The organism is Streptomyces sp. CA189 (genome assembly GCF_056428985.1).
Genome location: NZ_JBWJVM010000016.1, coordinates 1 through 21,902, shown reverse-complemented (window position 1 = coordinate 21,902; position 21,902 = coordinate 1). Strand labels below are relative to the sequence as shown.

General features: G+C 68.8%; 24 protein-coding genes and 1 pseudogene. 11 read left to right on the top strand and 14 right to left on the bottom strand.

Annotated elements, in window-relative coordinates; all coding sequences use genetic code 11:
- Positions 1-331: 331 nt before the first annotated feature.
- From AC061S_RS15610 to AC061S_RS15590, 5 genes and pseudogenes are all read left to right on the top strand, one after another.
- The gene (locus tag AC061S_RS15610) at positions 332-544 is read left to right on the top strand and encodes a hypothetical protein (RefSeq protein ID WP_478686545.1); all 213 of its coding nucleotides are present in this window, start codon (positions 332-334) and stop codon (positions 542-544) included.
- Positions 544-1,224 carry a restriction endonuclease gene (locus AC061S_RS15605; protein WP_478686544.1) on the top strand — a complete coding sequence of 227 codons (681 nt, stop codon included), beginning with the start codon at positions 544-546 and terminating at the stop codon, positions 1,222-1,224. The genes AC061S_RS15610 and AC061S_RS15605 overlap by 1 nt, the downstream gene beginning before the upstream one ends.
- A gap of 113 nt (positions 1,225-1,337) precedes the next feature.
- On the top strand, positions 1,338-1,730 hold the full coding sequence (locus AC061S_RS15600; protein ID WP_478686543.1) for a hypothetical protein: 393 nt from the start codon (positions 1,338-1,340) through the stop codon (positions 1,728-1,730).
- A complete protein-coding gene (locus AC061S_RS15595) occupies positions 1,619-2,110 on the top strand; it encodes a restriction endonuclease (RefSeq protein ID WP_478686542.1) in 492 nt (163 codons plus the stop codon). The genes AC061S_RS15600 and AC061S_RS15595 overlap by 112 nt, the downstream gene beginning before the upstream one ends.
- Positions 2,104-2,250 (top strand): annotated as a pseudogene (locus AC061S_RS15590) (thioredoxin domain-containing protein); the annotation flags it as partial. The gene AC061S_RS15595 and the pseudogene AC061S_RS15590, both read left to right, overlap by 7 nt.
- A 1,205-nt stretch (positions 2,251-3,455) precedes the next feature.
- Here AC061S_RS15590 and AC061S_RS15585 read toward each other — a convergent pair.
- The 4 genes from AC061S_RS15585 to AC061S_RS15570 all read right to left on the bottom strand — a co-directional run bounded on the left by AC061S_RS15585 (position 3,456) and on the right by AC061S_RS15570 (position 6,126).
- The gene (locus AC061S_RS15585; protein WP_478686541.1) at positions 3,456-3,620 is read right to left on the bottom strand and encodes a hypothetical protein; all 165 of its coding nucleotides are present in this window, start codon (positions 3,618-3,620) and stop codon (positions 3,456-3,458) included.
- Between the two features lie 153 nt (positions 3,621-3,773).
- Positions 3,774-4,661, bottom strand: a complete 888-nt coding sequence (locus AC061S_RS15580; protein ID WP_478686540.1) for a universal stress protein — start codon at positions 4,659-4,661, stop codon at positions 3,774-3,776.
- A gap of 125 nt (positions 4,662-4,786) precedes the next feature.
- Complete coding sequence (locus tag AC061S_RS15575) at positions 4,787-5,719, bottom strand: M56 family metallopeptidase (RefSeq protein ID WP_478686539.1); 933 nt, start codon at positions 5,717-5,719, stop codon at positions 4,787-4,789.
- A 5-nt stretch (positions 5,720-5,724) separates the two neighbouring features.
- Positions 5,725-6,126, bottom strand: a complete 402-nt coding sequence (locus tag AC061S_RS15570) for a BlaI/MecI/CopY family transcriptional regulator (protein ID WP_478686538.1) — start codon at positions 6,124-6,126, stop codon at positions 5,725-5,727.
- 223 nt (positions 6,127-6,349) lie between these two features.
- Between AC061S_RS15570 and AC061S_RS15565 the strand changes: the two genes are divergently transcribed.
- The 5 genes from AC061S_RS15565 (at position 6,350) to AC061S_RS15545 (ending at position 9,135) form a co-directional block, all read left to right on the top strand.
- Positions 6,350-6,925 carry a TerD family protein gene (locus tag AC061S_RS15565; protein ID WP_478686537.1) on the top strand — a complete coding sequence of 192 codons (576 nt, stop codon included), beginning with the start codon at positions 6,350-6,352 and terminating at the stop codon, positions 6,923-6,925.
- Positions 6,926-7,159: 234 nt separating this feature from the next.
- On the top strand, positions 7,160-7,741 hold the full coding sequence (locus AC061S_RS15560) for a TerD family protein (protein ID WP_478686536.1): 582 nt from the start codon (positions 7,160-7,162) through the stop codon (positions 7,739-7,741).
- 95 nt (positions 7,742-7,836) lie between these two features.
- Complete coding sequence (gene tatA, locus AC061S_RS15555; protein ID WP_478686535.1) at positions 7,837-8,097, top strand: Sec-independent protein translocase subunit TatA; 261 nt, start codon at positions 7,837-7,839, stop codon at positions 8,095-8,097.
- 423 nt (positions 8,098-8,520) lie between these two features.
- Positions 8,521-8,757 (top strand): DUF6186 family protein, encoded by a 237-nt coding sequence (locus tag AC061S_RS15550; RefSeq protein WP_478686534.1) that lies wholly within the window; start codon positions 8,521-8,523, stop codon positions 8,755-8,757.
- Between the two features lie 18 nt (positions 8,758-8,775).
- Positions 8,776-9,135 (top strand): DUF6256 family protein, encoded by a 360-nt coding sequence (locus AC061S_RS15545; protein WP_478686533.1) that lies wholly within the window; start codon positions 8,776-8,778, stop codon positions 9,133-9,135.
- A 122-nt stretch (positions 9,136-9,257) separates the two neighbouring features.
- On the opposite strand, the gene AC061S_RS15540 is transcribed toward AC061S_RS15545, so the two are convergent.
- The 10 genes from AC061S_RS15540 to AC061S_RS15495 form a co-directional block, all read right to left on the bottom strand.
- Entirely contained in the window at positions 9,258-9,902 is a 645-nt protein-coding gene (locus AC061S_RS15540) for a carbonic anhydrase (RefSeq protein WP_478686532.1), read from the bottom strand.
- 342 nt (positions 9,903-10,244) lie between these two features.
- Positions 10,245-10,892: an L-threonylcarbamoyladenylate synthase gene (locus AC061S_RS15535; RefSeq protein WP_478686531.1), complete on the bottom strand. Its 648-nt coding sequence runs from the start codon at positions 10,890-10,892 to the stop codon at positions 10,245-10,247.
- A gap of 705 nt (positions 10,893-11,597) precedes the next feature.
- Positions 11,598-12,413, bottom strand: a complete 816-nt coding sequence (locus AC061S_RS15530) for an ABC transporter ATP-binding protein (protein WP_478686530.1) — start codon at positions 12,411-12,413, stop codon at positions 11,598-11,600.
- Positions 12,413-13,441, bottom strand: a complete 1,029-nt coding sequence (locus AC061S_RS15525; protein WP_478686638.1) for a FecCD family ABC transporter permease — start codon at positions 13,439-13,441, stop codon at positions 12,413-12,415. The genes AC061S_RS15530 and AC061S_RS15525 overlap by 1 nt, the downstream gene beginning before the upstream one ends.
- Positions 13,442-13,523: 82 nt before the next feature.
- Positions 13,524-14,531 (bottom strand): ABC transporter substrate-binding protein, encoded by a 1,008-nt coding sequence (locus AC061S_RS15520; RefSeq protein WP_478686529.1) that lies wholly within the window; start codon positions 14,529-14,531, stop codon positions 13,524-13,526.
- 224 nt (positions 14,532-14,755) lie between these two features.
- Complete coding sequence (locus AC061S_RS15515) at positions 14,756-15,724, bottom strand: PLP-dependent cysteine synthase family protein (RefSeq protein ID WP_478686528.1); 969 nt, start codon at positions 15,722-15,724, stop codon at positions 14,756-14,758.
- 11 nt (positions 15,725-15,735) lie between these two features.
- Positions 15,736-16,878 (bottom strand): histidinol-phosphate transaminase, encoded by a 1,143-nt coding sequence (gene hisC / locus AC061S_RS15510; protein ID WP_478686527.1) that lies wholly within the window; start codon positions 16,876-16,878, stop codon positions 15,736-15,738.
- A complete protein-coding gene (locus tag AC061S_RS15505) occupies positions 16,875-18,308 on the bottom strand; it encodes an MATE family efflux transporter (RefSeq protein ID WP_478686526.1) in 1,434 nt (477 codons plus the stop codon). Before AC061S_RS15505 ends, hisC begins: the two co-directional genes overlap by 4 nt.
- The gene (locus AC061S_RS15500) at positions 18,305-19,285 is read right to left on the bottom strand and encodes an ornithine cyclodeaminase (RefSeq protein ID WP_478686525.1); all 981 of its coding nucleotides are present in this window, start codon (positions 19,283-19,285) and stop codon (positions 18,305-18,307) included. Before AC061S_RS15500 ends, AC061S_RS15505 begins: the two co-directional genes overlap by 4 nt.
- A 50-nt stretch (positions 19,286-19,335) precedes the next feature.
- Positions 19,336-20,730, bottom strand: coding sequence for an alanine racemase (locus AC061S_RS15495; protein ID WP_478686524.1), 1,395 nt, complete (start codon positions 20,728-20,730; stop codon positions 19,336-19,338).
- 312 nt (positions 20,731-21,042) lie between these two features.
- On the opposite strand from AC061S_RS15495, the gene AC061S_RS15490 reads away from it, so the two are divergent.
- A complete protein-coding gene (locus AC061S_RS15490) occupies positions 21,043-21,450 on the top strand; it encodes a transposase (RefSeq protein ID WP_478686523.1) in 408 nt (135 codons plus the stop codon).
- The last annotated feature ends 452 nt before the right edge of the window (positions 21,451-21,902 follow it).

The following is a 21,902-nucleotide window of genomic DNA, read 5'->3' as shown; positions in this document are numbered from 1 at the left end:
GAGCCTGCTTCTTTTCGCCATTCACCATCGCGGTACGTCCGGACGCGACTTCAGCCCGCTCTCCGCAGGTGAGAGACACCCGCTCGGTTGATCCGCCAGGGCTCCGGCGGGTCGGGCTCAGTGGCCGCGTAGGAGTCCGAGGTCCATATCTCGAGGTCAGCAGCCCAGGCTTCGAGTCGGATGGGCAGCCAGGCAGTGCGATGGAGCTGGCGTGATGACGACTTCTCCCAGATCGCTCTCGTGATGATCCATCAGTTTCTGTCAGTGGCCGCTGCTACATCAATGAGTAGGGACGGGCAGCGACCGCAGCTCGCCGACGGGAGGGGACGTCATGTCGAAGGCGCCGGACGGGTTCCACTACGTACGCCGGCACATCCGCCGCAATCCGAAGCCGGGCAGCGCGAAGCGGATGAGCGGCTGGGTGATCGTCGGCGTTGCGGCCGGCGTCTGGTTATGGGGGCAGGTGTTCGGGTTCGGTGAGGCGGCCACCCCGACGCCGCCGGAACGACCGCAGCCGGCTGTCTCCGCTCCGGCCGCCCGCTGATGGGACGCAAGCGGTTACGCCTTCGACGCCCACACGGCGCGCCCGAAGTCCTCTCGGCCGCGGTCGTGGCACTGGCGGCCCTGGTCCTGGCCGTTCGGATGGCCATCGCGGCCGTCGGAACGCTCAGGGACGGGTGGCCGTTCCTCTTGGTCCTCGTCCTGCTGGCGGGAGCCGTCGGGACTTGGCGGATGGCGCGTGCCGCGCGTGGTCGGCGGCGTGACGCCGAGCGGCTGGCCATGCTGCGGATCACCCGGGCCGAATTCGACGCCATGGACGACCGGCAGTTCGAGCATGCGCTGCGGGACCTGCTCGTCCGTGACGGTTGGTCGGCGCGCCGTGTGGGCGGCAGCGGCGACCAGGCCGCCGACGTCATCGGCGAGCACACCCATCGCGGGCGGATCGTCGTCCAGGCCAAACACACCCGGGTCAGCGGCAAGGTGGGCTCCTCCGTCATGTACGCGGTGAAGGGGACGGCGGGCCCGGCCCACCGGGCCGACCACGCCGTCGTCGTCACCAACGGCACATTCACCCGGGACGCCATGGCCTGGGGCGACCGGCACAACGTCCACTGGGTCGACCGGGACCGGATCCGGCGCTGGGCGGAGAACGGCACCCCACTGCACGAGCTCCTCGGACTGTCCGCACGCTCCCGCCGCGCCCGGCTCAAGCGCGCCGCGTAGCAGGCACTTCCCCATCATCATCGTCCCGGAGGTGCGGTTTCGACGAAGACGGGTCACTCGACCCGCTGCTGAAGTTCCTGCTGTACACCGTCCTTGCCCTGGCCATCGGCAAGATGGTGTGGGAATGGCTCACGAACGACGTCATCCAGTGGATCACCGTGGACCTGTGGGACTTGGTTGCTGATCACTCGTGGTGGACCGGCCTCGTCATCGCCAGCGCGCTACCAGTACTTCTCCTGCTCGGCATGGTCCTTGCTCTCCTTTTCGGCGCCGACACCTACATCGGTCCGGACGAAGACTTCGCTGCTTCGCCGGACGATTCGACCGGCCCGGACGTGCTGACCTTCAAGATGAAGCAGTTCGCCGCGATGAGCCCGACGGGCTTCGAGCAGGCGTGCGCTCTGATCTCCTGGTCCGGGACGGGTTCAGCCGCACACAGCGGGTGGGAGGAGCCGGCGACCTTGGTGTGGACGTCACCGCCCGTGACCACGAAGACCGACTCCTGATCCTGCAATGCAAGGAGTATCGGCAGCCGGTCGGTTCAGGGCACGTGCAGAAGTTCAACGGAACGGCACGCCCACACCTCGTCGTTGTCGGCGCAGTACAAAATCTGACCATGCGGTCACTCTTTGGAGTGACCGCAGAGGACTCGGGCGAATTCGATCTTGAACACACGTTCCGGCCCCGCATGCGTGACCTACAAGTGGACCGATGGACCGGGCAGGGCAAATGGGGCCGGATGTGTCGGAACCCGCGTCGGACGCGGGTCGGTGTGAGGACGGTTGCACGAGGACGACAAGCCATGTCCGGGCGCCCAAACCCACTCGGCCCTGACCCGGACGCCCACCCGCTCCAAGAACCGGCACCCCGCCGGCCACCAAGCTGAACATCGACCCCGAGACGGCCGCCGCGTACGGCATCATGTCCATCTCGACGATGAGCGTCTTCGTTGGCGACAGGGTCACCAAAACCATCGTCGGCGCCAGGCCCAAGGCCGCCATCGAGCGCGAACTACTCAAAGCCTGACCCGAGGCCATTGGCCTGATCGCAAGCGGTGACCAGCATGTACTGGTCACCGCTTGCGCGTTCGCGGCCGGGGAAACCACGTCATCCGTGCCGGCCCACCGGCCAGCCCGGAAGCAGAGACATGGTCTGCGGCTCGGCCTGCGCGAGGCGACACCGGAATGGGGTGCAGTCACCCGCCAGCGGCCGGCTGTTCGCCAGACAGGGTGAAGGTGGCCTCGGTAGTCCTCGTTCGGTGAGATATCCGCAGGACGGCGGCTTGACCGACGCCGAGACAGCCGCGCAGGAGCGGGTCCGGCGCCAGACCGTGACTCGCTTCGAGGCTGGCGGGGGAAGAACCGGGAGACCGGGCACCGACTGCACAAATCCAGTTCGGAATATGTGCGGCCGGAAGCCGGGCCGAATCGTGCCACCCCGGCATTCCGCTCCCGCAGCGATCAGCGGTCCCATCTTGGTCGCTCCGCTTGCCGACACGCCCCCGAAGGCGTCCAGGCTGGGCTCGTGCTGGGTCAGCACCGACCCAGCACGGTTGGGGTTGATAGGGGTGATGACGGGTGACGAGAGCTCAGCACCAGACCAGCACGGGATGCAGGAGGGCCCCACCAATAGGCGAGGCCTAAGCCCTTGACCTGCATGTTTGCGCTGGGAAGATCATCATGCTAAAAGAAGCGCCTAAAAGGTGTGCAGGAACCTCATGAAATCGCTCTGACCTGCACGTTTACCCCTACTGCGCCTCAAAAGTCAGCACGAACCAGCACGGGGGCTCGCCATCAACGCTTGCCACGCTAACGCATGGCGCCCCCTGATCCGCCACTCACCTCAGATCACCCCGAAAAATTGAAGGACAATTCTTCGAGCCGTCGATCCTTGCTGCTTCCGAAAAGAGGCCAGCCGCAGCAGCACGCCCGCGTCGTACACGCTTCCGCAGTCCTGCGCAGTGGAACGGCGTCAGGGTGCGCACCACGCTTGGTGGCCTCTGCGACCCGGCGCGCGCCCCTCGACCCACATCGGCTCGAAGTAGAGGACGGTGCTCACTACCGGTGATCACTTCACAAGGTCGCTGTGATCTTCGCTCCGTAGGTGACTATCCAGCAACAGCCACCACAGGGGCCGCTCCCCCAGTCGATGCCGCAGCCACGCGCGGCGAACTGCTCCCGCGTCAACGTGCCTCGAAGGGCGTAACCGCAGCATCGGCCTTGGGCCGCTCGTCAGGGACGGTGGAGCCTGACGGCAAGGAAGAGCGGCTGGCTGTGGGTCTTTTCGTGCCGGCGTGGATCAATCAGCCGGGCTTCCTCTGTGGCCCGCGGTTCCATGAGTCTCTCGAGCACAAACCCGGCATCGAGGAGCTCGCCGAGGAACGTCTCCAGCGTCATCCGCCAGTACCTGATGGCCAACTCGCCACCCTCCCTGCCTCCGTGAGCTCCGGCCGGGACGGCCGCCGAAGAACTGGTCGGGGCCCGTCCTCGGCTCCTGCCGTATTCCGCTCCACGGCTGCGTTCCCGCCGGCGCGCGGGTGCGGATGGGCATCAGAGGCCCGAGCGGAGCACGGTGACGGGGCAGTGGGCGTGGTGCAGGACGGCCTGGCTGACCGAGCCCAGCAGCAGTCCGGCGAATCCGCCGCGTCCGCGCGCGCCCACCACGATCAGCTGGGCGCTCTCACTGGCCTCGATCAGCGTCGGCCGGGTGCGGCCCCGGACGGTCCGCGGGCGTACGGTCACCCCGGGGTACTGCGCGCGGTGGCCTGACAGTGCCTCGGCCAGGAGCCGCTCTTCTGTCGCCCGTAGCTGGTCCACGTCACCGATCATGTCGACCAGTTCCACGGGATGGCCCGGGCCGATCTCGCCGTGATCGCTCCACGTGCTCCAGGCATGCAGGGCCACCAGTTCGGTGCCCCGCAGCTGTGCCTCGGCGTACGCGAACGCGATCGCGCTCCGGCCCTGGGGGGAGCCGTCCACCGCTACCAGCACAGGGCCTTCGGGGTCGGTGCGGCCGCGTACGACCATCACCGGGCAGTGGCCGTGCGCGGCGAGGTGGACGGCCGTAGATCCCAGCAGAAGCTCTCTGATGCCCCCCGAGCCGCGCTGGCCCACCACGATGAGCTGCGCCGTCCGTGACTCCGCTTCCAGGGCCGCCACCGCCTCACCGGGCATCACCGCACTGGTGGCCCGCACTCCCGGGGCCGCGGACCGGGCCAGGTCGACGGCCCCGTGGAGCAGGTGCTCGACCGACTCCCGGACGCCCCCGGCGGGCGGTCCGAGAGGCGAGGCGCCGGGCGGTACGTGCATGGCGGGCCAGATGAAGGCGTGGACCACATGCAGCTCGGCGCCTCTGAGCAGCGCCTCCCGCGCGGCGGCGTCCACCGCGGCCATGGCGGAGGGCGAGCCGTCCACCCCGACCACGACCGGACCGGACATCGCCCCGCCTCTCCTCACCCACAGCCCCTGTGCCGGGGCTGGGCACGCTTTGCGTCTTCCCAGCTTCTCCCGCACGCCACCCCCGCGCCACAAGCAGCAGCCGCGTCAGGCACCCCTGGTCCAGGTCACAGGGGTGTGGCGGCGTGGAGGATGAAGAACAGGGTGACGGCGGAATTCGCCGAGGACAGCGCGGAAACCGTCGTGCCGGCCGCTGCACCCCACGTGGCCATGCCCACCGCGGTGAACACCGACGGCCAGCGGCTGGACTGCGGGGCGGGCTCCAGCAGCGCGGCCACCCGGCTCGGCACCGGGCCCGCCGCCGCGAACGAGGCCAGCGTGGCCAGCGGGGCGCCGCGGCTGATCAGCGCCGCCTTGCCGATCGCCACCGCCACCGTACGGCGGCTGCCGACCCTGGACGCCGCCTCCTCGTCAGCCCACCGCTCGGCGGTGTAGGCCACCACCGACCTCAGGGGCCGCAGAAACGGGTTGGCGCGGGCGGCGAGCTGCACGGCCAGCAGGAACCGGTGATGGCCTCCCGTGAGGTGGGCGCGCTCGTGCGCGAACAGGGCCCGGCGCTCGCGGGAGGTCAGCGCGGCCAGCATTCCCGTGCTCACCACGATCCGGTCACGGCGCGAGCCGGGCAGCGCATAGGCGTACGGGACCTCATCGGGCAGCACGGCCACCGGCCTGGCGGGCAGCCCGGCCAGAGCACGCCAGCTGCGCCGGCGCACCCGCCGGTGGCGCCACGCCGAGGCGGCGCACGAGGCGATCACCGCGAGGAGGGCGGGGATGGCGGCCTTGCCGGCGACCTCGTCGTACGGGACCGCTTCGCGCACCTCCGGGTCGGACCAGCCGTCCGGCAGCGGGTTGCCGGGCAGCTGCGCGGTCCCCACCACCATCAGCAGCGCCAGGCACAGTGTGCTGCACACCGCCAGCACTGCCGCGACGCCGGTCAGCAGCCAGGTCGCGGTACGCGGGTGCAGATGGTGCCCGGCCAGCCGCGCGATCGGCCACGCTGTCAACGGGAGCACCAGCGGCAGGAACACGAAGATCCCCATGTCCCTCAGCCTTCCCCAGCCTCGGATGCCTTGCCCAGAAGTTCGCGCAGCAGCTGCTCGTCCCCGGGCGGGAGAGCGGTCACGAAGCTGGCCAGGACGGCTTGCCGGTCACTCTCGGCGTCCAGGACCTTCCGCATCCGCAAAGCTGCCAGCCCGGCCTCGTCGGCAACGGCCATCCACTCGAACGACCGACCCACCCGCTCCCTGGCCACAGCACCCTTGGCCTGCAGCCGGGTCAGGATCGTCATCACCGTCGTGTAGGCCAGGCCGCCGCCGAGCCGGTCCTGGACCCAGCCCGCCGTGACCGGCCCCGGCGCCTGGCACAGCGCGGTGAGCACCTGGCTCTCCAGTTCACCCTGCCCCCGGCGGCGGGACGGGTCGCCGCCGCTCGTGTCTTTCACCGTCATGCCGTCAACCTCCCGCCCTATTGCCTCACCCGACGCGGCGTGGCGGTTCATCGTACTGATCCACCGGCCTGCTGTTCGGCGGCCCGCGGGCAGCCCCACTCCGTGAAGCCGCCACACCGACCGAACCCCACCAATACACTTCTACAGTGTTGTAGATTCGCCTTGATCCGACGGTACGGGCGCGCCAGCCGGGGCCGCGGAGATACCGAATGGGAGCCACGACATGGGTGTAAGCCTGTCCAAGGGCGGCAACGTCTCGCTGAGCAAGGAGGCCCCGGGCCTGACGGCCGTACTGGTGGGCCTGGGCTGGGATATCCGGACGACCACCGGGGTCGACTTCGACCTCGACGCCAGCGCCCTGCTGGTGAACGCGTCCGGGAAGGTCCCCTCCGACCAGCACTTCGTCTTCTACAACAACCTCAAGAGCCCCGACGGATCCGTCGAGCACACCGGCGACAACCTCACCGGCGAGGGCGAGGGGGACGACGAGGTCGTCAAGGTCAACCTCGCCACCGTGCCCGCCGACGTCGACAAGATCGTTTTCCCGGTCTCCATCCATGACGCCGAAGCCCGCAGTCAGAGCTTCGGCCAGGTAAGGGGCGCGTTCATCCGCGTTGTCAACCAGGCCGGCGGGGCGGAGATCGCCCGCTACGACCTTTCCGAGGACGCCTCGACCGAGACCGCGATGGTCTTCGGTGAGCTCTACCGCAGCGGCGCGGAATGGAAGTTCCGCGCCGTCGGCCAGGGCTACGCCTCCGGCCTGTCGGGAATCGCCGCAGACTTCGGCGTCGGCGTCTGACACACCAAGACGCCGCCGGGGCGGGCCGGTCCCCGACCCGGCCCGCCCCGGGCCACCCGGGCCACCAGCCCACCGATCCGGACCACGGACTGACGCACCCTTGGCCCGGGCGGTCGTCGCTCGCCCATGAGAAGCATCTCCCCAGGCTTCTACAGTGCTGTAGATTCATGGCGGTGACCGCTAACGCGGCTACATGACGGCGTACATCAACGAGCCAGCATCTGGAGGACACCGGTGGGGATCAACCTGGACAAGGGCCAGCGGATCAGCCTGGAGAAGCCCGGCGGGGGCGACCTGACCGTGGTGCGCATGGGGCTGGGCTGGCAGTCCGCCCCGCGCAAGGGGTTCCTCGCCCGGATGACCGCGCGGGAGATCGACCTGGACGCCTCGGCCGTCTTGTTCGCGGGCAAGGAGCCGGTGGACGTGGTGTTTTTCCAGCAGCTGGTCAGCAAGGACGGTTCGGTACGCCACACCGGTGACAACCGGGTCGGCGGTGCGGGGCAGGGCGGGGACGACGAGTCGATCCTGGTGGACCTCCAGCGGCTGCCGGTGCACGTCGACCAGATCGTCTTCACCGTCAACTCCTTCACCGGGCAGACCTTCACGGACGTGCAGAACGCGTTCTGTCGCCTTATCGACGACACCAGCGGGCAGGAGCTGGCCCGCTACACGCTCTCCGGCGGCGGCAACTACACGGCGCAGGTCATGGCCAAGGTCCACCGCTCCGGGCAGGCGTGGAGCATGTCCGCGATCGGGGAGCCGGCCAACGGCCGCACCTTCCAGGACCTCCTGCCCGCCATCGCCTCCCACCTGTAACCACCCGCGGCTTCAGGGTGCGACTGCCCCGCCCGGGAACCACCCGGACCGGGGCACAGACAGCAGGCCGTATCAGCCCAGGAGGGCAGCGCGCCATGTTCGGTATCAGCGAGATAGCGATCATCCTGATCATCGTCGTCCTGGTCTTTGGGGCCAAGAAGCTGCCCGAACTCGCCCGCTCGATGGGGAAGTCGGCCAGAATCCTCAAGAGCGAGGCACGGGCGATGAAGAACGACCCGGCGCCCCAGGCCGCAGGCCAGCGCGCCGACGACGGCACGAAGCGGGTCATCGAACCCGACGCCGTGATCAGCCCGCACCCCGCCCCGGAATCCCCTACCGACACCCCGCGACGCTGACCCTCACCCCCCGCATAGGGGGCGCTCCGCAGCAACCAGGCCTCGGGGATTGTCATGAGTCGGATCACCTGGCTGACCCTCGGCCTGCTGGCCGGGGCCATAGCCCAGCTCCTCCTGCCCGCAACGGACGCCGACGACGTGACCAGCCGCACCGTCATCAGCGTCGTCGGCGCTTTCGCGGGCGGCTGGATATCGGAGCGTGTGGGAGCCGGGTCCGTGCCGCAATCCGGACTGCACCGAATACGCGGAATACCCGGCGCACACCCCGCGCCACCACTACCCGTAGGCCCTGCCGCGGGTATCGAGGGCAGCCCAGAGCCTCGGCCTGACCGACGCGCGGTGCGCGTCCCGGGCAGGCGGTCCGCCATGACCGATGATCGACCCGACCACTCCGGCTTACGGCGCGAGAGGACGGCCAGCACAGTGGCAGAGCATCCGGTGATCGGCTACCTGGTCTGGGCCGTGCTGTTCGGCGCGATCTTCGCGTGGGAAGGCATCGGCCTGCTCCGGCCGGACGACGGCTTCCCCACCCTCAGCGACGCGACCAGGGCCGTCATGGGCTACCCAATCGGCCGCTGGGCCCTGTTCGCCCTGTGGCTGTGGTTCGGCTGGCACACCTTCGTACGCGGCTGGCACTTCCTGCTCCAAGAGCCCTCCTGAGACCGGCCAGGGAAAACCATGCTGCCGGTCTCCCTCAACATCACCCTCATGATCACCGGCTATGCCATGGTCATGACCTACCTCGGCCTGGGTCTGCTCATGCTCCGCCGCCGCCCCGACCGATCCTGGGTGCCGGCGCGACGGCTCGCTCCTGTGGGGGCCGGGCACGGCTGGCTGTCGCTGGTCCGCCAAGTGGTAGGCACCGCGGTCGGCGGATACGCGCTGCTGATGACCGTGGCACTCGGCTACTACCAGGGCGTCGCCCACCTTGGGGGCCGCTTCCTGTGGAGCGCGGCCACCGGCACCGTGCTGCTGACAGGGGTCGCCCTGCCCGTCTTCTTCCTCGCCTCATGGTTCGCCACACGCCGACGCGGTTAAGGCAGAGGCCGCGTGCGCACTCCCGCGTCACGTCCTAAGGAACGTGCTTCACGCTGTGGAGTTGGTGCCGTGTCACGAAGCCCGCGCCGGCAGCGCCCCGGTTGCCGTTCGCCTGAAATCTTTCAGGCGCCTGGGACAGGCGCCTCCACCGGCAGACCGCGGGCGGTGACAACTCGGGCGCTGCCGTCGGACAGCCGGTAGGACAGGCCCACCACGGCCGTCCGACCGGCGGTGACCTGATCGGCGAGCACCCGGGAGCGGTCCAGGAGGAGGTCCACGGTGTGCCGGATGTGCTCGGCGATGATGTCGTCGTCCGCGGTGAGCCCGGCGGCGCGGGCGGCCAGGATGCTGGGGGTGACCCGCTCGATGACGTCGCGTACGTACCCGGTGGTGCCGACGCCGTCGGCCACGGCGGCACGCGCGGCGGCGACCGCGCCGCACGAGTCGTGGCCCAACACCACGACGAGCGGGCAGTCCAGCACGTTCACGCCGTACTCGATGCTGCCCAGCACCTCCGACCCGGCCACGTGGCCCGCGGTGCGGACCACGAACAGATCCCCCAGGCCCCGGTCGAAGATGATCTCGGCGGCCAGCCGTGAGTCGGAGCAGCCGAAGAGCACGGCGAACGGGCGCTGGACAGGTGCGGTCTCGGCACGGCGCGCGGCGTCCTGGTTGGGGTGCTGCGGTGTGCCCGCGACGAAGCGCTGGTTGCCGGCCAGCAGCAGCTCGGAAGCTTCGGACGGGGTCAGCGGCGGTGCGTCACTCATGACCGCAGGCTACGGCCAGGCGCACCTGATCGCTTCGCGGGGTCCGTAAAGGCGGCGGGGGTGTGACAGACCGGGGCTGGGTGCCCTCATGTCACCGGCTATCCCCAGACGCCGGGCGAGGGCCGCTTCCAGCTGGAGCCTCAGCGCGCGGCGAGTGCCCTCCCCCGGGTAGGGCAAGTCGCCGCCGGGCACCTGCGCAGCGTCCGGCGCCAGGTCGCCGACGCCCTGTTCACCGCGGACCGCCACATCGTCCACAACGACGCGCCGCGATCACGACGCCCGCCGAACGGGTGGCTCCAATGGATCGACGGTGCTGCCCAGCACCGTCGCCGACGGGACGGGTTACCCGGCGTCCTGGAGGCCGGGTGCCACCTTCCGCAGACGCTCGGCGCTGATCGCACCGGCGCGCTTGAGGATGGGGACCGGGCCGGTGAGGTCCACGATCGAGGAGGCGACGGCGGCCTCGGTGGGCCCGCCGTCGAGGTAGACGGCGACCGAGTCGCCAAGCATGCCCTGAGCGGCATCGCAGTCCTGCGGGGACGGAAGTCCGGTCAGGTTGGCGCTGGAGACCGCCATCGGCCCGGTCTCGGTAAGCAGGTCGAGAGCCACAGGGTGGGACGGCATCCGGACCGCGACCGTGCCGTGGGTCTCCCCCAGGTCCCAGGCCAGCGACGGCTGGTGGCGGGCGACCAGGGTCAACCCGCCCGGCCAGAACGCTTCCACCAGGGCCCAGCCTTGCTCGGGGAAGTCGGTGACCAGATCGTTGAGAGCGTGAGGGGAGGCGACCAGCACCGGCGAGGGCATGGCCCGTCCACGACCCTTGGCCCGCAGCAGACCCTCCACCGCTTCACGGTTGAAGGCGTCGGCACCGATGCCATACACGGTGTCCGTGGGCAGCACCACCAGCGCACCCCGGCGCACCGCCACGGCGGCCTCGCGCAGCCCATCGGCACGGCCGGACACGGTGGAGCAGTCATAACGCCGGGCCATTGCCGTCCTCCGTTCTACCGGGTGTTCAACCCGCACCTGCTCGCTCACTCCCGCAGGCTACCGGCCCGACCATGGGGGCCAGGACACCTACGACCGGCTCGCAGACGGCTCTCACCCGCCCCTCCGCCTGTCTCTGCGGGCGCCGCCTTCACCAAGGCCATCACGCGGTCGGGTGTCGCCGATCTGGAGTTCGTTCACCCACTCCTGGGCCGCCACGAGGTTCGGGGCGGTGCCGGCCACCTTGTACGCGAACTCTTCCCACTCCCGTTCGGCCCAGCCCTCTACTTACCGACCAGGCACCGCGCCCTCAGCACTCCGGCGCGTTGCCTGGCAGCGCCGTCAGCGCGGCGGACAGCCTTGGTGATCGTCTGCTGCGGCAGCTCGATCAGCTGACGGGCCGGGCGGCCGCGAGGTCGTGGATTTCGGTCCGCGTCTTCGAGCTGAGTCCGGAGTGCCGAAACGGTGCAGGTCCCCGGACCGGCTGGGCACCTTCGCCGACGGTCTGCTGCCGAAGTACGCGCGCCGCACTGGCGACCTGGAGGAAACCATCCTCTCGCTGGCCTCGAGGGGCTCCCTGCCGCAGACCCGGCGAGCGCCCGACCGGTCCGGTGACGGCCATCCCGCCCGCGAACCGATCGTGAACGTTGCCGGTGCCCCATGTTCGTTGCAAGTGGTACGGCTGGCCGGGGTTGAGGGAACCGGCTTCTACGGAGCATCGAGTCGCACCGCCTGTGCGGCAGTCGTTCGCGTGGCTGTGGCGGCCAGGTAGGTGATGCGGAGGGCGCCGGTGGTGTGTTCGCGGTCGACGAGCACGTTGACGCCGTAGACCGACCGGATCAGGTCCGGGGTCAGCACGGCCTCCGGAGGGCCCGCTGCGGCGACCTGTCCGTGGTCGAGGACGACGATGTGGTCGCAGTACCGGGCGGCGAGGTTGAGGTCGTGCAGGGCGACGACGCAGGTGACGTCCAGTGATGTCAGCAGGTCCAGGAGTTCGAGCTGGTGGCGGATGTCGAGGTGGTTGGTGGGTTCGTCGAGCAGGATCTCCTGAGGTTCTTGCGCGAGGGCGCGGGCGAGTTGGGCGCGCTGTTTCTCCCCTCCGGAGAGGGTGTGCCAGCTCTGGTGTTGCTTGTCGGTGATGTCGGTGCGTTCCAGCGCCGCGTCGACGATCCGCCGATCGCGCTCGGTCAGGGCGTCGAAGCGGCCGCGGAAGGGCGTGCGGCCGAGTTCCACGACCTGGCGGACATTGACGTGGTTGTGGGCGGATACGTCCTGTTCGACGACGGCGAGCCGTCGGGCCAGCACCCTGCGGCCGAGGTCATGCAGACCGGTGTCGTCGTAGCGGATGGTTCCGGTGTCGGGGCGCCGCAGTCCGGCGAGCAGGCGCAGCAGTGTCGACTTGCCCGAGCCGTTGGGGCCGAGGAGGCCGACGGTCTTTCCGTTGTTGGCCGCCATCTCGATGTTGTCCAGTAGCCGGTGGCCTTTGACCGACCAGGAGAGCTGGGAGGTGGTGATGCGGCCCATCAGGACTCCAGACGCTTCAGGATCAGCGCGAAGGCGGGCGCGCCGAGAAGTGCGGTGATGACCCCGGCGGGCAGTTCGTGGGGCGAGAACGCTGTCCGCGCGAACGCGTCCACCCAGATGAGGAAGATGGCGCCGACGATCGCGGACAGGGGAAGCAGGGTGCGGTGCGTCGGAGTTGTCAGGATGCGGACAGCGTGCGGGATGAGAAGCCCGATGAAGCCGATCGCGCCGGAGGCGGCCACGGCAGCGGCCGTGATGACCGAGGTCAGCACCATCAGCCAGATGCGGGCCGCGGTGACGTTGATCCCCAGGGCGGCGGCGGAGTCCCACCCGAACGTGAAGGCGTCGAGGGCGGGCGCGAAGAACTGGACGGCGACCACCCCGATCAGGATGATCACGACGGTGACGGTCACCCCTTCCCACCGGGCGCCGCCGAGGGTGCCGAGCAGCCAGTAGGTGAAGCCCCGGGTGGAGTTCGCGTCCCCGCTGACCATGAGGATGACCGAGGTGACCGCGGCGAAGAACTGGGACACGAGTACGCCGGTGAGCACCACGCGGGAAGGGCTGGCGACGCGGCCTCCGCCGAGCAGGAGCAGCAGCAGGCCGAAGGAGACCAGGCCGCCGACGAAGGCTCCGGTGGACAGGGAGATGCTTCCTCCGATGCCCAGCAGGAGCACGGCGACCGCGCCGGTGGAGGCGCCGGAGGAGACTCCCAGCAGGTAGGGGTCGGCAAGGGGATTCCTGGTGACCGCTTGCAGGACCGTGCCCGAGACCGCCAGGGCCATGCCGACGGCGGCGGCCAGCAGCACCCGTGGGAAGCGCGACTCCCAGATCAGGGCGTCGAGTAGCCCCGGCAGGGGCGGGGTGGGGGCGATACTCCCCAGTCCGACGTGACGGAGGATCGTGGAGACGACATCCAGGGGCCGGATGTCCGCGCTCCCGAACAGCGACGCGGCGACGACCGACACCAGCAGTCCGGCCACGGCCAGGAAGAAGAGCGCCACCGTCGGGGTGCGCCGCCGGCGCACCGGAACGGTTTCACGCCTGGTGATCGTGTTTCCGGTGGGCGCGGCGGTCTTGTGTGAATTAGTCGTCATGATGGTTGGCGGGTCAGCCGAGCCTGTTCAGGCCGTCGACCAGCGCGGGAATCACGGACGCGCTGCCGTAGCTGGGATCCATGTGGGAGCCGGGGATGGAGATGAACCGGTCGCCCGCCACCGCGCCGAGCTTGCTGGTGAGAGGGTCCTTCTTGAGCAGGTCGATCTTCTCCTTGGCGGTGTCGTTGGGTTCGCCTCGGGTCAGGTCGGCCAGGATGATGACGTCGGGATTCCGGGCGGCGACCTCGTCCCAGCTCACCTCGGCCCACTTGGTCTTCGCGTCGGCGAAGATGTTCTGGACACCAACGAGGTCCGAGATGTGCTGCGGCAGACCACCGGGGCCCGCTGCCCACGGAGTCCCCTCGTAGGTGGAGTAGAACCACATCACCTTCAGCGGGGTGTCCCGCTTCTTGACGGCGCCCAGCGCCTTGTCCACCACGGCCTGCTGTTCGGTCGCCAGCTTTTCCCCGGCGGCGGGCACGCCCATGATCTTGCCCAGCCGACGGTACTCCTCGTGCATCATCTCGAAGTTCGCGCCCGCCACGCTCTCGTGGGACGAGCAGTCGAACTCGGTCAGGTAAGTCGGCACGCCCAGGTCGTGCAGCTGCTTCCGGTCGCCGGACTGCTCGGCGGTGAACATGCTCGCGAAGGAGCCGTAGACGAAGTCCGGCTGCGCTTCCAGCAGCTTCTCGTGTTTGATCTCCTGCCCGTGCGCGGACAGGAGCGGAATCTTCTTGTACTGCTCGGCGATCGCGTCCGGCGTCTTCTCGATCTCGTAGCCCGACCCGACGATCCGGTCACCCAAGCCCAGGTGGATGAGGATCTCGGCGGCGGTCTGGTTCAGGGTGACGACCTTCTTCGGTGCGGCCTTGTAGGTCACATCGGTGCCGCAGTTCTTGAGGGTGAACGGGTAGGTCGTGGTCGCGCCCGCCCCCGCCCCCGTCGTCGTTGCCCGCTCGCCGGCATCGGTAGCGGTGCCGGCCGTGCACCCCGCAACTGCGAGCACCGCCAAGGCTGCCACACATATGGTTATCGTTTTCGTTTTCATTAGCAGGAAGGTACCAGTTCGTGTGAGAGGGCAGAAGGGTCCTGGCAGCTCAGGCGGACCGCCTGGCGGAGCCGGTCGAAGGGCACGTCACAGGAGGGACGGCGCTTCGCGGCTGCGGCCGCGAAGCGCCGCGGACCGCACATCGGTGGGACCGACCGGATGCGCCAGGCATGCTGGCCGTTCGGTCGGGTCGGGCGCTACCGCAGCATCGCGGCGAGCCGGTGGACGACATGAGCGTCGAACAAGTCGTTGGCCGCCATCCAGTCGTCGTTGAACACGGTGTCCAGGTACTTGTCGCCGCCGTCACAGACCAGCACGACGATGGTGGTCCCGGGGCCCGCGCTCTGCGCCTGCTCCAAGGCCTTGTAGACAACGCCGCCCGCCGAACCGCCGATCAGGACGCCGAAGTTCCTGGCCAGGTAGCGGCAGGTCTCGAAGGCTTCCGAGTCACTGGCCTTGACCCCCTTGTCGATCAGTTCGTAGTCGACGACGCCGCCGATCTCCGAGCCTTCGGGCGTACCGGTGCCGGACTGGTGGTAGGGCGCGCCCTTGCCGCCGAAGACGACGGACCCCACCGGCTCGACGCCGATGATCTTCAGGTCCGGGATGCGTTCGCGCAGGACGCGGCCGGTTCCGCACAGCGAACCACCGGTGCCGACGGCCCCGTACAGGTAGTGGATGTCGTCGCCCAGGTCGTCGTGCAGTTCGCGGGCGAGCGGCCGGTAGCCGTTGGGGTTCCCCTGATTGCGGTGTTGCGCAGTCCAGTACGCGCCGTGATCGGCCGCGAGTCGTTCGGCCACGGTGTCGCGTTCGGCGGTGGCGAGCCCTTCCTCGTCCCCGGCGACGTTGAGTATGTCGGCACCGTAGGCGAGCATGCCGCGCAGCTTGTCCGTACTGGAGTGGTTGTCCACCACGGCGGTGAACTTGTATCCGCGTTCGGCGGCGATGAGGGCCAGGCCGAGCCCGGTGTTCCCGGAGGTGGACTCGACCAGCCACCCGCCAGGGGTCAGCAGCCCCGCAGCCTCCGCCTCGTCCACCATGTTCCTGGCCATCCGGATCTTGGCGGTGCCGGTTGGGTTGTACTGCTCCATCTTCAGCAGGACGGTTGCCCCGCCTTCCCCAACTTGCAGTTTCAGCAGGGGCGTTCGCCCAATCAGGTCAGACATCTTGCTTTCGATCACGGCTTGTCCTTCGCGCAGATCTCCGTCAGACACCGCACGAAGACGTCGTTGTCTCCGGGGGTCGACATGGAGGCTCGGATGTAGTTCTCGTATCCCGGCTCGCGCCACGCCTTGACGATGACTCCGGCGCGGTGCAGCTCCTGGGCGACCCGGTCGGAGCGGCGGCCGGTGTCGATGAAGAGGAAGTTGGTCGAGGACGGGACCACGCCCAGTCCCGCGCCGCGCAGCCGGTCGGTGACCCTGGCGATCTCCAGAGCGGTCCGGCGGACCGTGTTCGCCAGGTGGGCGTGGTCGCCCAGCGCGGCGACGGCGGCTTCCTGGGCCGGCTGGTTGACGTTGTACGGAGTACGAACCCGGTCCAGTGCCTGGATCAGGGCGGAGTCGGAGGCGATGCCGTACCCCACCCGGACCCCCGCCAGGCCGTAGGCCTTGGAGAAGGTGCGCAGCACGATCCACGGCCTATCCAGTCCGCGCAGGGACTCCAGCGCGTCGGGGTACTCCGGGTTGGGGCGGGCGAACTCGCCGTACGCCTCGTCGAGCACCAGCAGGGCCGATTCCGGGGTGGCGGCCACGACTTGCTCCAGTTGGCCGGCGCTGAGCATCGCGCCGGTGGGGTTGCACGGGTTGGCGAGGAAGACGAGTTTCGGGCCTGCGGCCAGCGCGGCACGCCAGGCGTCCGCGTCGAACCCGAACTCGGCGGTGACCGGCACCTTTTCGACTCGGGCACCCATGACGCGGGGGAAGGTCTCGTGCAGGCTGAACCCGGGCGCCTGGGTGACCACCAGGTCACCGGGATCGAGTACGGCCTGGCACAGCAGCTCCAGGATGTTCTCCGAGCCGTTGCCGAGCACGACACGCTCGGCGGGCACGTCCAGGCTCTTCCCGATGGCCTCGGCCAGACGTTTTCCGGTGGGGTCGGGGTAGCGGGAGACGCCGTCGGCCAGGCCCAGGCGCACGGCTTCGGCGACCGCCGGCGAGATACCGAACGGGCTCTCGTTGTTGGAGAGTTTGATCACGCGGGAGGAGCCGCTGAGGGCGGCCACCTCGGCCGGGTCGGCGCCGGGATCGTAGAGGGGCAGGCCCGCCACTTCCCTGCGTATCAGGGAGGCCGAAGCGGCCGGTGCGAGGGCATGGTTCATGACGACTCCGGTTCCGGGGCGGGTGCGCTGGACGTCGCTCGGTGGAGCCGGTCGACGCGGCGCAGGAAGGCGACCAGCAGGATGGCGGCGGTGGCCGCGAGGCCGATGGTCTGGCCGATCCAGACGCCCTCGACGCCCCAGTCGGCGCTCACCCCGAGCAGGTAGCCCGCGGGCAGCCCGATCAGCCAGTACCCGACGAGGGAGATCCGGAACGGACCTGCGGTGTCGCCGATGCCGCGCAGGATGCCGTTGCCGATGTTCTGCATGGCGTCGAAGACCTGCATGAGGGCGGCGATCAGCAGTCCGGTCACGGCCAGGGCGATGATGTCCGAGTTGCCGGCGTGCTCGGCCGAGATGAACAGGGACACGATCGTGTTCGGGATGGCCAGGTACACGACGGCGACCACCAGCGTCGCGATCATGCCCCAGGCCGTGCCGAGGAGCCCCATTCTGCGTGCTGCCACGTAGTCGTTGGCGCCGTCGGCCTCGCTGATGTGGATGGACGCCGCGTGCGACAGGCCGGCGGAGATCATGAAGACGATGTAGACGATCTGGTTCAGCACGGTCTGGGCGGCCAGGGCGCCGACGCCGAGGGAGCCGATGACCAGCGTGAGCACACTGAAGAATCCGGCCTCCGAGGCGTAGGTACCCGAGATCGGCAGGCCGAGGCGCCAGACGGACCGGACCGCGTCCCCGTTCCAGCGCCGCGCGTCGGGCGAGGTGAGGTACGGGCGCAGGACGCTGTCACGCAGGATCACCGCGACGAACGCCAGGAAGGACAGCAGGAACACCGTGACGGTGGCGATCGCGACGCCGACGAATCCGAAGGCGGGCAGGCCGAACTTGCCGTAGATCAAGACGTAGTTCAGGCCGATGGTCGCACCGATCGAGGCCAGCGTGATGGCCAGGAGCGGGCCGGGCCGCTTGAGCCCGGTGGTGAAGTGCCGCAGGTTCTGGAACCACAGGCAGGGCAGCATGCCCGGTGCCAGGACCATCAGGAACTCGCCTGCCTTGTCGACCACCGCCGGGTCCTGACCCAGCAGGACGAGCAGCGGGCCGATCAGCAGGAGTACCGCGCAGAACGCCACACCGCACACGGTCGCCCAGAAGAACCCCGCGAACAGCAGCGCGCCGACACGTTCCCGGTCGCCCTGCACCCGCGCCTCGGCCACCAGGTTGCTGACTCCGGTGACCAGTCCTGTTCCAGTGGTACGCAGCTGGTTGAACAGCGCGATGGCCAGACCGGCGGCGGCGATCTCGACCGCGCCGAGCCTGCCCAGCATGACGATGTCCACCGTGGTCAGGGCGACATAGGCGAAGTTGGTCAGGATCAACGGGAACGCGAGCTTGAGCAGCGTCCGCGAGTTCTTGACCCACCAGCCGACGCCGGTCTCTGTCGTGCCGGTTGTGCCGGTCGTTTCGGTACTCACCAGAATCTGACCTTTTCCCCGCGCCCGCCCGCCAGCGCGAGATCGGCTATGTACCGGCCCAGCGCGGCGTCGGTGACCGCCATACCGCTGTTGTAGGCGAAGACCACGTCGTCCGGATGGCGGCGGGCGGGTGCACGGCCGAGCAGGATGTCCGGCAGTTGGGCGTCCACCGACGGCAGGCTGCCGTCCGCGCCCCGCAGGTCGTCGCAGGTGGCATGCATCTGGGCGGTATCGGTGGCGATCCGGTAGTCCGCGCCGTGGCACACGTCGGCGTGCACTCCGTACCCGAGGAGTACCGCGACCGAGCCCGGCTTCATCCAGTCACGCCGGACCTCCTCGGTGGCGGACAGGCCGGCGGCGCCGATCACGATGTCCGCCTCGCCGGCGGCCTCCCGGAGGTCCTTGACGATCTCGACCTCGCGGCCGTCGACGCTGTCCTGGACGGCGCGCAGACCATCGGGGTAGCTGCCGAACACCTGCAACCGCTCCAAATTCGGCAAGGCCGCGAGCAGCATCGGCAGTGCCGCCTGCCCCTGCACACCGGTGCCGACGACCAGGGCGCTTCGTGCGTCGGGGCAGGCCGCGCGGGCGAAGAGCGCGGTGGTGGCGGAGGACCGCAGCGGTCCGAGCTTCACCACGTCCATCAGCGCGATGGGTGCCCCTGTGGTGTCGTCGACGAGGAAGACGAACGAGTGGAACTGGTAGCTGTCCCGGTTGCGGCGGGGGTCGAACTCGTAGACGGCCTTGAAGCAGACAGTGCCGCTACCGGCGTCCCTGGCCACCATCGAATAGCTCAGGGAGTGGTGGTCGGCATCGTCGATGATCGTCTTGACCGGGTTGTTCGAGCCGCCTTCGGCCAACGCGCGGTAGGCCTGCTCGACGACCTCGATCACCTGTCGGTGGTCGAGGTCCAGTCCTTCCTGCTGGGACTGCGGCAACAACCACAACTGCCCGGGCGGGGCGTAGCTCTGTGACATGCGAAGCTTCTCCTTCATTGGCGGTCGCATCGGATTCGTTCGAGGTCGCATCAGATTCCGTCCAGTCGCCAGCGCGGCGGCGCCCCTTCGTCACCGAGCCTGAGAACGGCCTTCAACGGCAGTGCGGCGTCATGGAACGGTGACTCGTTGGAGTCCATCTGGTAGCCAGCGGTGTTGAGGTAGACCAGGTGGTCACCGCGCCGTACGGGTCGCGGGAAGCCGATCTTCCGCCAGGTCACCAGGTCGCTTTCCAGGCAGGTCGAGCCTGCGACGCAGGCCGGGAACATCTCGTCGGCGGCGGGCTGGGCGGACATCAGCAGCGGGTCGGGGAGATAGTCACTGTTGAACCACTGTTCGGAGAGACTGAAACTGCTGCCCGCGACGGTGACGATCGCGTACCCGTCGGTGTCCCGTCGGTCGTCGACCTGCTGTACGCGGTACATGGTGAATCCGGCCTGGTCCAACAGGGCCCGACCGGGCTCGACTACGAACCGGATGCCGTTGCGTGCCGCCTTCGCCGACAGGCTCTCGCCACCATCGACCGGGTGCGCCATGAGCGCGCGCACTGCCTGGGTCGCGGGCTGCCCGCCGTACGGATAGAAGTCCTTGAAGTCCTTGGCCGCGTGGTAGTGGGCCGGTTCGTTCTGCTCAAGGAACTCGTCCCAGAGCCGCGGCTCGACATAGCGAACCGGCAACCCGCCGCCGATGTCCACCAGTTCCGCGGAAAGCGAGCCGCGCCGCCTGGCGTCAAGGCAGTGCTCGATCATCTCGTTCGCCGCCGTCGCACGTTCCGCCGTGGAATAGCCGTTCAGGTGGAAGGAGAATCCCCGGAGGCTGATGTGGGCGGCGAGTTCCGCGCACAGACCGACAGCGGCCTCCCGCTCAGCGTCGGACAGCCCGAAGCGGCTTCCCGGTTGGCCGACCGTCCGGGACCGCAGCAGCACAGCGGCCTGCCGCTGCGCGAGGCCCGCGGTGGCCGCGAGCCGACGGAGTTCGCTGATCGAGTCGACGGCGACCAGGCAGCCGTGCTGAACGGCGAGAGCGTGCAGCGTGTCGTCCTTCTCCGGGCCGGATATTCCGATCCGGTGTCCAGGCACTCCGCCGGCCAGGGCCTTGACCAGCTCGGGGGTGCTGGCCACGTCCATCCCGACACCGAGGGCAGCGGCCGAAGTGACATAACAGTCAGCCTTGTTCGCCTTCTTGGCGAACAGGATGTCGGCGGTTGCGCCCGCCTCGGCGAACGCCCGGCGGAGTCTGACGACGTTCTCCTCGAAGATCTCGGGCAGCACGACATGCAGCGGTGACCCCAGGCCGTCGAGAAGGTCAGCCAGCAGGGCTCGGTGATCCGCCAGCAGTGTGGAGACCGTGGGATGTCGGAGTGCGGTGAGCGCGAAGGGCCGGACTCCGGCCATCGGGCGCTCCAGCACCTGTCGTGAGATGAGCACCCCGTACTTCTATACGACTATGACACTCATTTTCAATAGCTACTCATGGAGAGCGTCACGCAAGAGGGGTGCAAACAGTGAGAAATTGCTACATATCACACATCTGGTCCACCAAATCCAACGAGCTGCGACGCGAGCAGGTCAACGTAGGGCGCCTCCGAGGGCGAGAAGCTCGTCACGGTTCCGCCCGGTCCAGCCATCCGGTCTTAAGGTCTGGGCTCGCCTCGTGAGTCGTGTTCTGTTCCAGATCTTGGGTCGCCTGTGACATCGTCGGCCTCCACCTCGCCCCGCCGGCCAACGGCGGTGTTCGCGGTGGATGAGAAACCGCAGATCCAGGCCCTGGAACGGACCGCCGCCTCCCCGGTGCTACCGATGCTGCCCGGGGTGCCCGAGCGGCGGAGTTCCGACTACGTCTGGCACGGCACGGTTGATCCATTCGCGGAGTTGAACACCGTGACGGGCAAGGTGATCACGAAACTTTCCGCGCCACACCGGGCCGTGGACCTCAGGGACTTCCTCGACGAGATCGACCGCCAGGCTCATCCCGGCCTGGCGGTTCACGTGATCTTCGATATCCTCGCCGCCCACAAGGCACCCGTGGTGCACAAGTGGCTGCTCGCGGATCCTCGCTTCCAGCTGCACTTCACCCCGGCGTACTCGTCGTGGATCAACCGGGTCGAGCGGTGGTTCGCCAAGCTGGAACGACGCCGCCTCGAATGAGGCGCGTTCTGTTTCCTCGATGGCCTCAGGACCGCACTTGAGAGCTGGATCAAGGACGCGAACGACCACGCCTGCCCCTTCAGGTAACCAAGATCACCGACCAGATCCTCGACCCCATCTGCCGCTACTGCGCCAGGATCTCAAAACCAGATCACCAGGTGTCCTGTCCACTCCACGGAGCTTGGGGGCGGCGCCAGGGCGCAAACGGTCAGACTGAAGATCTGGCCCATACCGCCGATACGAGCCCTTGAGTCGACGCGTTGAGCAGGCGTTCTTGGCGGTCTTTCCTGTGTGCCCGGGCCGCCGCCGCGGCGGGGTACGTCTAAGAACGTCCGCCAGTAGGTGCCCGACTGGGCGGCAGTAGTAGGGCAGGCACGGTTCGCCCGATCATGGAGTTCTCTACGCTTCATGATCACCGGGGGATCCGTGCCTGCCGTCCCATCATGCATTCT